Here is a 16076-nt window from a genome sequence, read left to right as displayed (position 1 = left end):
AGCGGGGAGCACCGGGAGCACGCATGGTCGCTGAACCGTCCTGAACCGACGTCAACGAGTGTCATTGATACCCACTGACCTGCCGTTTCTCTAAAAGCCGCAGGTCAGCGATTGATTGGGACGACATTGACACGGTAGAGGTCACCGACCCAAACGATCGCCCGTAAGCTCCCCAATCGTGCAGGTCAGCGGCCTCTACGCCAGGCGGGCAGACCCCTTCAGCAGTCATTACACCGCTCATGACGTCCCTGCATCGGCCGACCACTACCCGTCCCGTGAGTTGTGGTCAACATCCGTGGGTTGTGGTCAGCAGCGGTTCCCATTCCCTCGCCTGGATCTGGTGCGCCCGACCACCGCTGGAGCCCAGACGGCCAGCCACTCCGGAGGTGCCGGCCCCATCCGGTCACGACATACCTAGCGGTTAGGGGTCAGCACCAAGTCAGCACCGCGTTGGGAACCAACAGGAAACGATGGGGTCTGACGAGCAATCACCGATCGACGTGCAGCGTGATCAGACCCAGCATGGACGATCACGCATGACACGTTTGACCTGCGGAAACACTAGCGGACCGGCAATCCTGTGATCGTGCGGCCGATGACGAGGCGCTGGATCTCCGACGTGCCCTCGAAAATCGTGAAGATCTTGCTATCGCGGTGCCAGCGCTCGACCGGGTAGTCGCGGGTGTAGCCGTTGCCGCCGAGGATCTGGATGGCGTCCTCCGTCACCCGGACGGCGGTCTCGCCGGCGTGCAGCTTGGCCATCGAGCCCTCGGCGCTGGAGAACTCCTTGCCGTTGCGCGCCATCCACGCGGCGCGCCAGACCAGAAGGCGGGACGCGTCGATCTGGGTCTTCATGTCGGCGAGCTTGAAGGCGATGGCCTGGAAGTCACCGATCTTCTTGCCGAACTGCTCGCGCTCGCGGGCGTAGTCCAGAGCGTATTCGTACGCGGCGCGGGCGATGCCGACGGCCATGGCGCCGACGGTCGGGCGGGACGCCTCGAAGGTGCGCAGGGCGGCCTGGCCGGCGGCGCGCTTGCCCTCGCGGACGCGGGCGAGCCGCTCGTCGAGCTTCTCCTTGCCGCCGACGAGGCAGGAGCCGGGGACCCGGACGTTGTCGAGGATGACCTCGGCGGTGTGGGAGGCGCGGATGCCGTGCTTCTTGAACTTCTGGCCCTGGGACAGGCCGGGGGTGCCGGGCGGCACGATGAAGCTGGCCTGGCCGCGGGTGCCGAGTTCGGGGTCGACGGAGGCCACGACCACGTGGACGTTGGCGATGCCGCCGTTCGTCGCCCACGTCTTGGTGCCGTTGATCACCCACTCGTCCTTGGCCTCGTCGTACTCCGCGCGGGTGCGGATGGAGCCAACGTCGGATCCGGCGTCGGGCTCTGAGGCGCAGAACGCGCCGAGCTTGATGTCGTCGGCGGTGCCGAACATCTGCGGCACCCACTCGCCGATCTGCTCGTGCGTGCCGGTCGCGGCGACGGAGACGGCCGCGAGGCCGGAGCCGACGAGTGACAGGCCGATGCCGGCGTCACCCCAGAACAGCTCCTCGAACGCCACCGGGATGCCGAGCCCGGACGGCTCCATCCACTGGCCGGCGAAGAAGTCGAGCGAGTACAGCCCGATCTTGGCGGCCTCCTGGAGGATGGGCCAGGGCGTCTCCTCGCGCTCGTCCCATTCCTGGCCCGCAGGGCGGATGACGTCCTTGGCGAACTCGTGGACCCACTCCTGCACCGCCCGAACGTCCTCGTTCAGCTCCAGCGAGAAGGCCGGGGTGCCGTCGTCCGACATGTTTCCTCCGTTCACGGCCGGCCACGGGCGGCGGGCACGCTATTGGACCCGTTGTCTGCTTTCACCCTAGCGGCCGAGGTGCTACCGCCGGTAACAGGGTGGTCAGTGTCACAATACGACCCAGAGAAGGTTGACTTGATGCGATGAGAGTCACGAGGCTGTAACGAGCGGTACGCTCCCGGCGAGGTAAGAGGTAACTTATTTCGCGATCCGCGCCTCGTGTCCTGATCGCCCCGGAAGAACGGGAGTCTGTGTGGGTTCGCCCGGTTCCCCCCGCCGTCGGGATTCCCGCCCCACCCGCGTGCTGGCCTACGGCGCGGCCGTTCTGGCCGTCGTCCTCGTCGCCGCCCTGGTCGCCGTCTTCTGGCCCGGCGGCGAGCAGACCCACGTCACCGCCTATTTCGAGCGCGCCACGGGCGTCTACCGCGGCACCGAGGTCCGCGTGCTCGGTGTGAAGGTCGGCAAGGTCACCCGCGTGATCCCCAAGGGCAACATGGTCGAGGTCGGGATGGCCTACGACGCCAAGCGCAAGATCCCGGCGAACGCCCAGGCCGTCATCATCGTCCCGTCCCTCGTCGCCGACCGCTACATCCAGTTCACGCCGGTCTACCGCGGCGGGGCGGCCCTGAAGAACGGCGCCACGCTGCCGCTGTCCAGCACGGCCGTGCCGGTCGAGCTGGACGACGCGAACCAGTCGGTCAACGACCTGGCCAAGGCGCTCGGCCCCCAGGGCGCCAACGCCAACGGCGCGCTGTCGCGGCTGCTGAAGTCCAGCGCGCAGACCCTCGACGGGCAGGGTGAGGATTTCAAGCAGACGCTGCAGGACCTGTCCGAGGTCAGCCGGATCCTCGCCGACAACCGGAGCGACGCCAGCCAGACCGTGCGCAACCTCGCCAAGATCACGCAGGCGATGGCCGCGAGCGACCGGCAGATCCGGGCCTTCTCCGAGAACCTCGCGACCGTCTCCGGCACCCTGAACGCGGAGCGGACCGAGCTGACGGCGGCGCTGAAGAGCCTGACGGTCGCGCTGCAGGAGGTCTCGGCGTTCGTCAAGCAGAACAAGACGCAGATCGCGGCGAACGTCCAGGGACTCGCCCAGGTGACCGGCATCCTCGTCAAGGAGAAGCAGGCCCTGCAGAACTTCCTCGACAAGGCACCGGTCGCGGCCACCAACGCGATGTCGGTCTACGACTACCAGGACGGCACGCTGCACTCCCGGCTGAACCTCATGCAGTCGCAGAACATCGCGATGTGGCTGTGCTCGCTGGCGTACTCCCTCGGCGCCCCGCCCAAGCAGTGTGAGACGCTGCTCAAGCCGCTGAACGCGCTGGGCGCCCCGCTCAGCAAGATCGGGCTGGACCTGTCCGGGCTGACGGAGGCCACGACGCACTTCGACGTGGTGCCGCCGCCGGCGGACGCGTACGGCAGCGGCTCCGCCCCCACCGCGGCGAAGAGGACGAAGACGACCGGCACGGCGGCGAGCGCCAACCCGGACCCGACCTTCGGCGGGATCCTGGCGCCTCCCTCCCCGGGCTGATCCTCCCGCCCCGCCGCCCTCCCCAGCCTCATTCCCGGCAGCACGGCCAGAGGCGGACACATCCGTCGATTTCACCTATCGGTGGGTGATACTCGGTCAGACGCGCGCAAATCATCCCGTTGACCTGCCCTGACGGGAACCTGCGCCGTCGCCTCTATCCGCCCGGACTCGACCGGTCAGGAGTGGCCAGGTGGCAGTGGACATGTCCTTCCTGATCGCCGATCAGGATCACTACGAACCCTGGGACACCGCCGATCCCGGTCCGCGCTACCACGCCGGCCCCATGCCCGCCGGATGGACGCGCCAGGACTCGGGCGCGTGGACCCACTGGGGGCCGGCCGGCCTGCAACTCCCCGATCAGGGCTGGAAGATCCACGTGTCCAGCTCCCTGCCGAACGCGCAGTCGGTGCTGACGGTGGTGGCGACGGCCTGCGCCGAGGCGGGAGTCCCCTTCAAGCACCTGGCCGGACGCGAGATGTTCCTGCACGCGCACGGCAAGCACGCGAACCGCGTGCAGAGCGGCAAGTTCTGCACCCTCTACCCGCCCACCGAGCAGTGCGCGCGGTCGCTCTTAACCCGGCTGGCCGGGGATCTGACCGGGATCAGCGGACCTTTCGTGCTCTCCGATCGCCGTTTCGGCGCGAGCGAGTGCGTCTCCTACCGTTACGGGGCGTTCCGCGGTCGTCTGCGGGTCGACGCGGACGGCAATCAGGTCCCCACCATGGCCGGACCGGACGGCCGGGAGATCGATGACGAACGCCGGCCGGCGTTCCATCTGCCGCCCGGCGTCGCCGACCCGTTCCGTACGGCCGCCCCCGAGGCCGCGACCGGCCCGGTCACGCTGCACGGCTACACCTTCGAGGCCGTGATCCGGCACGGCAACGCCGGTGGCGCCTACCGCTTCCGCTCCCCGGACGGCGAGCAGGTCTTCGTGAAGGAGGCGCGGGCGCACAACGGGTACACCCCGGACGGCGCCGACGCGAAGACACGACTGAACGCCGAGTACCTGACCCTGCGCGCGATCCACGGCCGCGAGCCCGGCCTGTGCCCGCGGCCCGTCGAGCTGTTCCGCCACTGGGAGCACAGGTACCTCGTCACCGAGTTCGCCCCCGGCGTCCCGCTGTACCGGTGGATGGTGCTGAACAACCCCGCGGTGCGCATCGGGCCGGACGCCGCGGCGTTCGCCGAGTATCACCACCGCTGCCTGGCCCTGCTCGACCGGCTCGACGCGCAGCTGGAGCGCCTGCATGAACTGGGCCACGTCTTCGTCGACCTGAGCCCGACCAACGTGCTCGTCGACGACGACGATCGGCCCCGGCTGGTCGACTTCGAGGCGGTGCAACGCACCGGGGACGTCCGGAGGATCATGGGCACTCCCGGCTACCTGCATCCGGATCCACGGTCCGCGGTCGAGCGCGATCCGCGCGAACTCGATCGCTTCGGGCTGGCCGCCCTGGCGCTGTTGCTCCTGTTCCCCCTGCACGAGGTCGCCGAACGGCACCCGCGGGCCCTCGACCATCTGTACGCCGACCTCACCGAGCTCGCGCCGGTCCCCCCGAGGCTGTGGCAGTGGGCCACCCGCTGCCACGACCGGCCCGAGGCCCCTCCCCCGCCGGTGCCCGGGGCCGTACGGCAGGATCCTCGCCCGCCCACGCCGCCGACCGTACGCGAAGAGCCTCGCCCGCTCGCCTCCCGGAGTCGTGAAGACATTCGGCTGCCCACGCCGCGGGCCGTGCGCGAGGACACCGTCGCCGCGCTGCGCCGGCTGGCCGACCGGACCGCGGACGCGCTGGAGGCGACGGCTGAACCGGATCATCCCGTACGGGTCTATCCGACGAATCCGTTGGGGCATCAGACCGGCACCCGCGCCGTGGCCGCCGGGACCGCCGGTGTGCTGTACGCCCTGCACCACGCCGGTCGTCCCTGCGACCCCCAGGTGGTCCGCCGGCTCCGGGACGAGACGCTGGCCGCTGCGGAGACCGGCGCTCCCGGACTGCTGTACGGCACGGCGGGCATCGCCTGCGTGCTCGCCGGGCTCGGGGAGTCCGAGGCGGCCGGCTCACTGCTCGCCTCCGCGGCGGCCCATCCGCTGAACGACACGGTCGCGACCCTCGGCGCCGGCGGGGCCGGTACCGCGCTCGGCCTGCTGGTCCACCACGGCCGCACCGGCGAGCAGCGGTGGTTGGACCTCGCCCGGCGGCTGCTCGAACGCGTTCCCGACGGCGACGAGCTCACCTCCCGGTTGAGCCGGACCAACCGGTCCGGGCTCGTCGGCGGGCGCACCGGCGTGGCGCTGGCGCTGTACGCCCTGTACCGCCGTACCGGGGACTCCCGGCCGTTCGCCCGCGGCATGCGACTGCTCCGGGAGGAGCTGGCCTATGCCGAGCCGATCCCGGTGGACGGTCTCGGCTTCAGGCTCTCCCACGACGACCGCCGCGTCTATCCGTACCTGTTCGGCGGCAGCGCGGGATACGCCGCGGTGCTGTCCCGCTACCTGGCGTGCCGTCCGGACGCGGAGTTCGACGTGGTCGGCGACGGAGATCTCGGCGCGGCGGACACGCTGGAGCGCTGCCTGCGCGCGTGCACGGCCCGCTTCGCCGTGTTCCCCGGATTGTTCCCCGGCCTGGCGGGTCTCGCCGTGACGCTGGCGGACGCGGGACGGCGGCTGGGCCGGCCCGAGCTCATCGACGCCGCGCTCATCAGCGCCCGTGGCCTGTTCCGGTCCGCGATCCCCCGTGAGGACGGCGTCGGCTGGCTCGGTGAGCCGGGACAGCGGCTGTCCGCCGACCTGTGGTCCGGGTCCGCCGGGATCCTGTTCGCCCTGTGCCGCCTGACGGATCCCGCGCCTGCTCCCCTTGACACCCTCGACGGGCACTCGGCCGGGTCGAGGGTCGCCGTTGTTCCCGCATCGATGGAAAGGAGTGGTCGGCGTGGAAGAGGTCCTGCGTTTGCAGAGTGAGGTGGCGGTCCAGGAGGAGCTGGCCTGCGGTGTCCTCACGATGAGCAGCAAGGGCAGCATCTGCCTCTGACCCCCCGGGACCTGCCGGGCACGGTGACATCCACATCCGTGCCCGGCGTGGTCGCCGCCCGTCCGAGCACGGCTCTCTCGGCGACGGGGCCACCGCCCGTCCGCGTGCGGCTGTCAGGCGGCCGAGTCGCTGTAGGAACGGATCTCGGCCATCGGCGGGCGTTCGCCGACCGAGACGTCGCGGATTCGCACCTGGTGACCGTCGCCGTCGCGCCGGAACTGCGTCAGCACGGTCGACGGCGGTTCGAGCGGCACGATCCGGCCCTGCCGGTCGAGCCGGGACCACGCGGTCTGCATGATCTGGCCCGCCATGCCGCCGAGCGCCTCGGACGACTGATGGCTGTGCTCGCGGGTGCCGAGGTCGACCTGGGCCATCGCGTCCAGGCCGACGGCCTCCAGCACGTCGATGAGCAGGCCGAGCTCGACGCCGTACCCGGTGACGAACGGGACGCGTTCGAGAAGGGTCCGCCGTCCGGCGTACTCACCGCCCAGCGGCTGGACGAACCCGGCCAGCAGCGGCCAGTGCATGTTGATCAGCGGGCGGGCGACCAGCTCGGTCACCCGGCCGCCGCCGCCCGGGACGGACACGCCGCCGGTGTTCAGCGGGCGGTCGTAGCAGGCCTTGACGTAGGCCACGGACGGGTCGGTGAGCAGCGGGCCGAGCAGGCCGGTGACGAACGAGGACGAGAAGTTCCGCAGGTCCGCGTCGACGAAGACCAGGACGTCGCCGCGCGCGGCGTGCAGCGACTTCCACAGCGCCTCCCCCTTGCCGGACAGCGGGGGCAGCTCCGGGAGCACGGCGTCCTGGGCGACGACGCGCGCGCCAGCGGCCGCCGCGACCTCGGCGGTGTCGTCGACGGACCGGGAGTCGATGACGAGGATCTCGTCGACGAGCGGGGCTCGCTCGACGAGATCCCGCCGTATCGTCGCGACGATCTCGCCGACCGTCGCGCGTTCGTTCCGGGCGGGCAGCACGACGCTCACCGTCGTCTCGCCCTTGGCGGCCAGGAGCCGGTCCACCGGCCAGTCCGCCGCGGAGCTCATGCGGTTGCGCAGCCACGCCTGTACCTGGGGCAGCACCTCATCGTCCCCTCTCCTGCGTCAGCACTCCGGGCCCATTGACACCCGCCAGCGTTTCACCCTCGTTTCGCCGGCATCACAGTGAGGGGAAACCTGGAGCGTCACGTCTCGCCGTGCTGCTCCAGGAACGCGTAGACGTCCGCCTCGTCCACGCCGGGGAACGCGCCGGGCGGCAGGACGGCGAGGACGTGGGAGTGGGCGCGCGCCGAGGGCCAGGCGTGCCCCTGCCAGCGGCGGGCCAGCTCGGCCGGAGGCCGCTGGCAGCAGTCACCGTCCGGGCAGGCGGACCTGACGCGACGGTTGGTGTCCCGGCCGCGGAACCACCGGGAGTGCTCGAACGGGACGCCGAGCGTGATCGCGAAGTCCCGCTCGTGGCTGGGGTCGATGTGCGACAGGCACCAGTACGTGCCGGTGGGCGTGTCGGTGTACTGGTAGTAGACCGAGAACCGGTCGTCGGCGCCGAAGACCCGCCGCCCGGCCCACTGGCGGCACATCCGCTGGCCCTCGATCGCGCCGTGCTCGTCGGCGGGAAAGATCAGCCCGTCGTTGGCGTACGCCTTGTAGATCGTGCCGCTCTCGTCGTTCTTCGTGAAGTGCACCGGCAGGTCGAGATGGTGGGTCGCCAGGTTGGTGAACCGGTGCGCGGCCATCTCGTAGGAGACGGAGAACACGTCGCACAGGTCCTCGATCGACAGCTCACGGTCGGCCTTGGCCTCCTGGAGGTACGGCACGACCGTGCGCTCCGGCAGCAGCGTGGCGGCGGCGTAGTAGTTGGCCTCGACCCGCTGCCGGAGGAAGTCGGCGAAGTCCCTCGGCACGGCGTGCTCGAGCGCGATGTGGCCGAGCGTCTGCAGCAGGATCGTACGCGGCGTGTGCATGCCGAGCTGCTCGCGTTCCAGGTAGATGCGGCGGTTGCGCAGGTCGGTGACGGACCGGACCGAGCGCGGCAGGTCCTGGACGTACCGCAGGGTGAAGCCGAAGTGGGTGACGAGCGACAGCAGCATGCCCTGGGAGAGCGCGCCGCCGCGGTAGCCGGCGGCCTCCAGGGACTTGGCCGCGACCCGCTCGATCTCGCCGAAGTAGTTGCCCCGCTCGTGCATCTGGCGGCGCAGCTCGGCGTTGGCCTTGCGGGCGTCCTCGGGGCTGGCGGTCGGCTTCGTACGGCTCCGCTTCACCTCGTCGTACAGCGCGAGCACGTGCTCCAGGACGTCGTTGGGCACCCGCTTGCCGACCTTCAGGTGCGGCAGGCCGAGCGCGCGGTAGACGGGGTCGCGCTGGGCCTCCTCCAGGGCGATCTCGAGCTGGGCACGCCGGTTCGGCGGCTGTTTGCGGAGAAGTTCCTCGACGGGGACCTCGAGCGCGGAGGCGAGCGCCTGGAGCAGTGACAGCTTCGGTTCGCGCCGGCCGTTCTCCAGGAGGGACAGCTGGGAGGGTGCCCGGCCCACGCGTTCTCCCAGCTCAGAGAGGGTGTAGCCCCGTGCGCGGCGGAGGTGCCGAAGCCGCTGGCCGAACGTCACGAGGTCTAGACCATTCGTCAAGTTCAGCGCTTCTTCTTTTTGAAAGCCCGTCACAGCTTCATCCTAGCGAAATTTATGCGCTTCTTCTTGTTACTGACCGGTTCACTACGCGCCTCCGAAGCCAGAGAGTAGGACACAAGCACCCAGGGGACGACAAAGGAGGGCAGTATCCATGAGCGACCGTCGCCTCAAGGGAGCAGCCGAAGAGCTGCAGCGTCAGTGGAAGACCGACCCGCGGTGGGCCGGCGTCGAGCGGACCTACACGGCCGAGGACGTCATCCGCCTTCGCGGCTCGGTGCAGGAGGAGCACACGCTCGCCCGCCTCGGCGCGGAGCGTCTGTGGACGCTGCTCCACGAGGGCGCGTACGTCAACGCGCTCGGCGCGCTGACCGGAAACCAGGCCGTCCAGCAGGTGCGGGCGGGCCTGAAGGCGATCTACCTGTCCGGCTGGCAGGTGGCGGCGGACGCGAACCTCAGCGGGCACACGTACCCCGACCAGAGCCTCTACCCGGCCAACTCCGTCCCCTCCGTCGTGCGCCGCATCAACAACGCGCTGCTGCGCGCCGACCAGATCACCTGGGCCGAGGGCGACGAGTCCGCTCCGCACTGGCTCGCGCCGATCGTCGCCGACGCCGAGGCCGGCTTCGGCGGGGTGCTGAACGCCTATGAGCTGATGAAGGCCATGATCGCCGCCGGCGCCGCGGGGGTGCACTGGGAGGACCAGCTCGCGTCGGAGAAGAAGTGCGGCCACCTCGGCGGGAAGGTGCTCATCCCGACCGGCCAGCACATCAAGACGCTGAACGCCGCCCGCCTCGCCGCGGACGTCGCCGGCGTCCCGTCCCTGATCATCGCGCGGACCGACGCCCAGGCCGCGACGCTGCTGACGAGCGACGTGGACGAACGCGACCGGCGGTTCACGACCGGCGACCGCACCGCGGAGGGGTTCTACCGCGTGCGGAACGGCATCGAGGCGTGCATCGCCCGTGGCCTGGCGTACTCCCCGCACTCGGATCTGCTGTGGATGGAGACCGGCACGCCCGACCTGGACGTGGCGCGGCGCTTCGCCGAGGCGATCAAGGCGGAGTACCCCGACCAGATGCTGGCCTACAACTGCTCTCCGTCGTTCAACTGGAAGAAGCACCTGGACGACTCCACGATCGCCAAGTTCCAGCGCGAGCTCGGGCACATGGGGTACAAGTTCCAGTTCATCACCCTGGCCGGCTTCCACTCGCTCAACTACTCGATGTTCCACCTCGCCAAGGGCTACGCGGAGGACGGCATGACGTCCTACGTGGAGCTGCAGGAGGCGGAGTTCGCCGCGGAAAGGGACGGCTACACCGCCACCAAGCACCAGCGTGAGGTCGGCACCGGGTACTTCGACCTGGTCAGCACGGCGGTCTCGCCGGACTCCTCGACCGTGGCGCTCAAGGGATCCACCGAAGAGGAGCAGTTCGCCGCCGCGCACTGAGAACCGCCTCCCCAGATCGGCGTGGTGGCCCCCGGTGACTCCGGGGGCCACCGCGTGTTCTCTCCCGAACTCCGGGATTTCCTCCGCTGAACTGCGGGATCACGACCGTCTGCCACTTTCGGTGCTGAAAGTCTGGACAATCCCGCGGCGCGTACGCCAGAGTCGCAAGGTCCACTCGATTTCTGCACAAGGAAACCCCCCACATGCGCAGAACATCCCGGCTGGTGGCCGTCGGCGCGACCCTCGCCTCCGTGGCGGCCATCTCCCCCGCCGCGTCCGCCGCGGCACGGCCTCACTTCTCCCCCGGCGCCCCGGGCATCGGCGACCCGTACTTCCCGCTGGAGGGCAACGGCGGGTACGACGCCCTGCACTACGGCCTCGACCTGAAGTACGACCCCTCGACCAAGCGGCTCGACGGCGTCGTCACCATGACGGCGCGCGCCACCCAGGACCTGTCCCGCTTCGACCTGGACCTGCAGCAGCTGACGGTCTCCAAGGTCACGGTGAACAGCCACAAGGCGGAGTTCACCCGGGACGGCCAGGAACTGGTGATCACGCCGAAGAGCGGCCTGCGGAAGAACCGGCGCTTCACCGTCACCGTGACGTACGGCGGCGTGCCGCAGACGATCGTGGGCTCGCCGGTCGTGTTCGGCTCCCCGTACGGCTTCGTCCACACCGACGACGGGGCGTTCATGGGCGACGAGCCGAACGCCGCGTCGACGTGGTTCCCGAGTAACGACCACCCGTCCGACAAGGCCGCCTTCACCTTCAAGGTGACGGTGCCCAAGGACCTCGGCGTGATCGCGAACGGGCGGCTCGTGTCCCAGCGCACGAAGGGCGACCAGAGCACCTTCGTCTGGGACGAGAAGAACCCGATGGCGACCTACCTCGCCACCGCCGACATCGGCAAGTGGACCTTCAAGAACGGCAAGACCCCGCTCGGCATCCCCGAGACGGTCGCCGTCGACCCGAAGCTCGTGGGCCGCGACCCGAACCACCCGGACCCGATGACGTTCTTCTGGGACACCACCGCCGAGGCCACGGACCTGTGGGATCAGCTGTACGGGAAGTTCCCGTTCGACTCGACCGGCGCGATCGCCGACCTGGCGACGTACAACGGGCAGGCGATCGGCTTCTCGCTGGAGACCCAGACCCGGCCGCTGTACTCCGACGTGCGCAGCACGAACACCATCGCGCACGAACTGGCGCACCAGTGGTTCGGGGACAGCGTCTCGGTGCAGACCTGGAACAACGTCTGGCTGAACGAGAGCTTCGCGACGTTCTCGCAGTGGTACTGGGCCGAGAAGCACGGCGGCCGGACGGTGCACGACCAGGCCCTCGCCACCTACAACGGCCACTCGGCGACGGACAGCTGGTGGAACGTCGTGATCGCCGACCCGAAGCGGGACACCATGTTCCACGACCGGGTCTACAGCGGCGGCGGCATGGTGCTGGAGTTCCTCCGGGAGAAGATCGGTGACGACGCCTTCTTCACCCTGCTGCGCACCTGGGCCGCCCAGCACCGCCACGGCAACGCCACCACCGACCAGTTCACCACGCTCGCCCAGAAGATCTCCGGCCAGGACCTGAGCGGGTTCTTCAAGACCTGGCTCTGGTCTCCCGGCAAGCCGGCCCTCCCGCAGGGCTGACCCTCCCGCAGGGCTGACGTTCCGCTCCGGTCCGCCGGGGACCCTTTCGGGGTCCCCGGCGGACCACTGTCCGGGCCTCCCGCCGGACCGTCACCCGGGTCCCCCGGCCCCTCACGCGTTTTCCGCGTATTCAGGGCGCTATCCTCCGGCCACCGAATCGAGGGCCACTTAAAAAGTGGTCCGCGGCGGCAAAGAACCGGAAATCCGCGATGCCCTGATGCGGTGTGATGGCCTGCGCGATGTTTCTCTATCCGATGTCGGCGGTGCCGCGAGGACAATTCATCACCGACAAGAGGAATGTCCATTCTGTTCGGGGGGAGCCTCATGGGTTCATTCGCTAGAACGGCTGGCAGCATAGCGGCTGCCACGCTGATGGGGGCGGGAGTAGCGGCGGCATCGCCGCCCTCGGCCTACGCACAGCCCGTCGTGACGGTGCCGTGCAGCGGACCTACGGGCGGGGCGTCGGGCCTGGTGGAGGCGGTCAAACAAGTCAACGCGGACGGTCGCGGCGTAATCCGGCTGTCCGCGAACTGCAACTACGACTTCACCGCCCCAGCGGAGACGGGGACACGCGGCGGAGACGCGCTGCCGATCATCAAGGGCGAGATCACCATCATCGGTGGGCCCTCCACGCACATCCGGCGTACCGGAGGCCCCAAGTTCCGCCTGTTCGAGGTCTTCACCGGCGCCCAGCTGACGATCAGAGGGATCTTCGTCGAGGGCGGCGACTCCGGGGACTTCACCGGCGGAGGCATCCTCAGCGCACGCGGCACCCTTCACCTGTTCCAGGTCACCCTGCGGAACAACACGGCGGACAACGGCGCGGGGCTCAGCAACGACAGCGGCACGGCGGTGGTCTCCTACACCCTGATCACCGACAATACGACCGTTCATCCGAACGGTTCGGGTGGCGGCGGCGCCGCGATTTACAGCGACGGCCGTCTCTCCGTGGACTTCAGCCGGCTGAGCCGCAACAGCGCCAACAGCAGCGGCGGCGGCGTCTACAACGAACTGGGCGGATCGGCGACCTTCTTCCGTACGACGCTCGACGAGAACACCGCCAAGATCCATGGTGGCGGCCTGCTGAACGGCGTCGGCGGGCGCGCCAGGCTCGTGCGCACCCTTGTCGAGGACAACCGCGCGAGCGACGGCGGCGGCATCTACCGCGACCAGGAGGCCGGTCCGGTGCTGCTCGACGACAGCCTGGTCATCAGGAACGCTCCCAACAACTGCAGGCCGGTCGGCAGCGTGCCGGGCTGCTCCTGACGCGAGTGTTCGACCGTCTTCCGCAGCGGTGACGGCACACGGTCATCGGCCGGCCTGGGGCGGCGGGGAACGGACTTCCCGCCACCCCAGGCCGTTCGCGGTTCGGCCATCCGATCCGCGGCGACGCTCACGGAGCCCGGGAGGCGCGGCATGCCGGAAGGCTGCAGGATGACATACCTGGTGACGGGCGGGGCGGGCTTCATCGGGTCGCACCTCGTCGACGCGCTGCTGGCCCGCGGCGACTCCGTCATCGCCCTCGACAACCTGGCGACGGGAAGCCCCGCCAACCTGGGCGAGGCGGCGAAGAACGCGGGCTTCCGCTTCGTCCACGGGTCGGTCCTCGACGACCTCGTCGTCGACGAACTCATGAACCAGTGCGACGCCGTGGTCCACATGGCGGCGGCCGTCGGCGTACGGCTGGTGGTCGACGAACCCCTGCGGTCACTGATCACCAACATCCGGGGGTCGCAGATCGTGATCGAGGCGGCGCACCGGTACCGCCGCAAGGTGCTGATGACCAGCACGTCGGACATCTACGGGAAGAACTCCTCGGGTCCCCTGCGGGAGACCGCGGACCGGATCCTCGGGCCCCCGTCCATCGTGCGCTGGGCGTACAGCACGGCGAAGGCCGTGGACGAGATCCTCGCCAACTGCTATCACCGGGAGCGCGACCTGGCGACGGTCGTCGTCCGGCTGTTCAACACGGTCGGCCCGCGGCAGAGCCCCGCGTACGGCATGGTCGTTCCCCGGCTGGTCCGGCAGGCCGTGCGGGGCGAGCCGCTGACCGTGTACGGGGACGGCCGGCAGACCCGCTGCTTCACTCACGTCAGCGACGTCGTCGACGCGCTGCTGCGGCTGCTGGACGAGCCCGCCGCCGTCGGGCAGACCTACAACGTCGGCTCCTCACGCGAGATCAGCATTCGGGAGCTCGCCGAGACGATCGTCACGCGGACCGGCAGCGCGTCGGCGCTCCAGTTCGTCCCGTACGACCAGGCGTACGAGTCGGGGTTCGAGGACATGCAGCGGAAGGTCCCCGACACCACCAAGCTGCGGATCCTCACCGGCTGGCTGCCGCGACGCTCCCTGGACGACATCCTCACCGACGCCATCGCCCACGCGCGGCGCGAACTGGCCGCGCGCTCCGGACCGGCGGCGCCGCGCGCGGTCGCGATGCGGACCTGAGCGCGCGTCCCGCCATCGCGTCAGCCGGCCCTCCAGGACGGGACGCGGCAGGCCGTCGCCCACAGGAAACGGACGTCGGAGCACCGAGGGAGCAGGTCGCTCCACGGCCTCCGGGTGACCCGCAGGAACCAGAGGACCTGGAGCACCGCGAGCACGGTGTAGGCGACGCTGGAGGCGAGCGCCGCGCCGACGGCGCCGCAGGACGGGATCAGCGCGAGGTTCACGGCGACGTTGACCGTGAGGGCCGCGACCGCCGTCATCGAGTTCCACAGCGGGCGGTCGAGCCGGAGCAGGAAGGCGCCGACCGGCCTGCTCGCTCCGATCGACCACAGGCCGGGCGCGAGCGCGAGCAGCGGACCGACCGCCCCCGTGAACGCCGGACCGTACACCGCCGGGACCAGGAGCGGCGCGGCGGCGCAGAGCAGTCCCACGGAGCCCGCGGCGACGAGCGCCGCGATCCTCGTGGACCGGACGGTGAACAGGGCCGCCGCCCGCTCGTCGTCTTCGAGCTGCCGCGGCATGGCGAGGTTCGCGAGGACGTCGGGCGGGACCCGGCCCAGCTCCATCAGCGTCACGGCCACGGCGTACAGTCCCACCTCGGCCGTCGTCGTCATCGCGCCCAGGATCAGGACGTCCGCCCGCAGCAGCAGGAACATCGAGACCAGACCGGTGTGGTAGCGCAGGCCCAGACGGAGCGTCCGGCGCGCCACCGCGAGGTCGCAGTGGCGCAACGCCGGACGGGCGGCGGGCAGGAGGACCACCAGGGGCAGCGCGGCGGACACGGTCCACAGCGCGACCACCCACCCCAGCGTCACCTCGCCCAGCGCGGCCAGCAGGACCAGCGAAGCGCAGTGCACGCCCACGCTCAGCAGTCCGCTCCGGTTGTTGACCTCGATCCGCGTCCTCAGCACCATGAGGCGGGCCAGCAGCTTCTCGGTCATGGCGCAGGGGATCCAGGCCAGCGCCACGGCCAGGAGGCCGAGCCCGGGCACCGGGACGACGCCGGGTCCCAGCCCCACCACGACGATCGCCGCGCCGACCGCGCAGACGCATCCGAGTGCCGCGCCGAACAGCACGCTGTTCGCGGTGACGGTGGCGGCGTCGCGGATCCGGGACCACAGTGCGACGTGCGCCTCCTCGACCGACAGCTGGCCGAGGTGCAACGCGACCGTCGCGACGGCGATCAGCACCGCGTACGCGCCCCGGCCCTCGGGCCCCAGCGACCGGTTCACGACCACGCTCATCAGCGCGCCCAGAACGAACCTGACGCCATAGGAGCCCAGGGTCCGGACGGCCAGCCCGCCGAGGCTCCGAACGCCCCGGCCGTCCGGGGTCCGCGTCGCCCGGTCCTCCGGCGTGCGGGTGGCCCGGTCCGCCGGGGTGCGGGTGGCCCGGTCCGCCGGGGTGCGGGTGGCCCGGTCCGCCGGGGTCCGGATGGCCGGGCCTCCCGGAGGCCGCGTGGCCCCGCCGTCCGGGGTGCGGGCGCCGTGACCGTCCGGGGGGCGGGCGCGCCGGCCGGCCGCGTCGTTCACCGCGCCGGCCGGGTGCCCGGGCGGCC

General features: G+C 70.4%; 10 protein-coding genes. 6 read left to right on the top strand and 4 right to left on the bottom strand.

Going from position 1 to position 16076, the window contains the following annotated elements; genetic code table 11:
* Window positions 1-561 precede the first annotated feature (561 nt).
* A complete protein-coding gene (locus NE234_RS34100) occupies window positions 562-1791 on the bottom strand; it encodes an acyl-CoA dehydrogenase family protein (RefSeq protein WP_252785017.1) in 1230 nt (409 codons plus the stop codon).
* Window positions 1792-2044: 253 nt separating this feature from the next.
* Here NE234_RS34100 and NE234_RS34095 point away from each other — a divergent pair, with 253 nt between their 5' ends.
* Entirely contained in the window at window positions 2045-3328 is a 1284-nt protein-coding gene (locus tag NE234_RS34095; protein ID WP_252785016.1) for an MCE family protein, read from the top strand.
* A 190-nt stretch (window positions 3329-3518) separates the two neighbouring features.
* Entirely contained in the window at window positions 3519-6287 is a 2769-nt protein-coding gene (lanKC, locus tag NE234_RS34090; RefSeq protein WP_252785015.1) for a class III lanthionine synthetase LanKC, read from the top strand.
* A 183-nt stretch (window positions 6288-6470) separates the two neighbouring features.
* Here the strand turns inward: lanKC and NE234_RS34085 are convergent, their stop codons facing one another.
* Window positions 6471-7436: a glucosyl-3-phosphoglycerate synthase gene (locus NE234_RS34085; protein ID WP_252785014.1), complete on the bottom strand. Its 966-nt coding sequence runs from the start codon at window positions 7434-7436 to the stop codon at window positions 6471-6473.
* A 101-nt stretch (window positions 7437-7537) separates the two neighbouring features.
* Window positions 7538-8974, bottom strand: a complete 1437-nt coding sequence (locus NE234_RS34080; RefSeq protein ID WP_252785013.1) for a helix-turn-helix transcriptional regulator — start codon at window positions 8972-8974, stop codon at window positions 7538-7540.
* A gap of 151 nt (window positions 8975-9125) precedes the next feature.
* Between NE234_RS34080 and aceA the strand changes: the two genes are divergently transcribed.
* From aceA to NE234_RS34060, 4 genes are all read left to right on the top strand, one after another.
* On the top strand, window positions 9126-10421 hold the full coding sequence (gene aceA / locus NE234_RS34075; RefSeq protein ID WP_252785012.1) for an isocitrate lyase: 1296 nt from the start codon (window positions 9126-9128) through the stop codon (window positions 10419-10421).
* Between the two features lie 203 nt (window positions 10422-10624).
* Complete coding sequence (locus NE234_RS34070; protein WP_252785011.1) at window positions 10625-12070, top strand: M1 family metallopeptidase; 1446 nt, start codon at window positions 10625-10627, stop codon at window positions 12068-12070.
* 426 nt (window positions 12071-12496) lie between these two features.
* Window positions 12497-13336 carry a hypothetical protein gene (locus NE234_RS34065; RefSeq protein ID WP_252785010.1) on the top strand — a complete coding sequence of 280 codons (840 nt, stop codon included), beginning with the start codon at window positions 12497-12499 and terminating at the stop codon, window positions 13334-13336.
* A gap of 168 nt (window positions 13337-13504) precedes the next feature.
* Window positions 13505-14518 (top strand): NAD-dependent epimerase/dehydratase family protein, encoded by a 1014-nt coding sequence (locus NE234_RS34060; RefSeq protein WP_252785009.1) that lies wholly within the window; start codon window positions 13505-13507, stop codon window positions 14516-14518.
* A gap of 20 nt (window positions 14519-14538) precedes the next feature.
* Here the strand turns inward: NE234_RS34060 and NE234_RS34055 are convergent, their stop codons facing one another.
* Entirely contained in the window at window positions 14539-16050 is a 1512-nt protein-coding gene (locus NE234_RS34055; protein ID WP_252785008.1) for a lipopolysaccharide biosynthesis protein, read from the bottom strand.
* Window positions 16051-16076 lie beyond the last annotated feature (26 nt).

Source organism: Actinoallomurus rhizosphaericola (genome assembly GCF_024055675.1).
Taxonomy (GTDB): domain Bacteria; phylum Actinomycetota; class Actinomycetes; order Streptosporangiales; family Streptosporangiaceae; genus Actinoallomurus; species Actinoallomurus soli.
Note: the sequence above shows the minus strand (reverse complement) of the source record. Positions and strands in the feature narration are given on the sequence as shown.

Coding starts and splice junctions, on each gene's coding strand:
- NE234_RS34100 (WP_252785017.1), bottom strand. CDS start 1,791: ATGTCGGACGACGGCACCCCGGCCTTCTCGCTGGAGCTGAACGAGGAC.
- NE234_RS34070 (WP_252785011.1), top strand. CDS start 10,625: ATGCGCAGAACATCCCGGCTGGTGGCCGTCGGCGCGACCCTCGCCTCC.
- aceA (WP_252785012.1), top strand. CDS start 9,126: ATGAGCGACCGTCGCCTCAAGGGAGCAGCCGAAGAGCTGCAGCGTCAG.
- NE234_RS34060 (WP_252785009.1), top strand. CDS start 13,505: ATGACATACCTGGTGACGGGCGGGGCGGGCTTCATCGGGTCGCACCTC.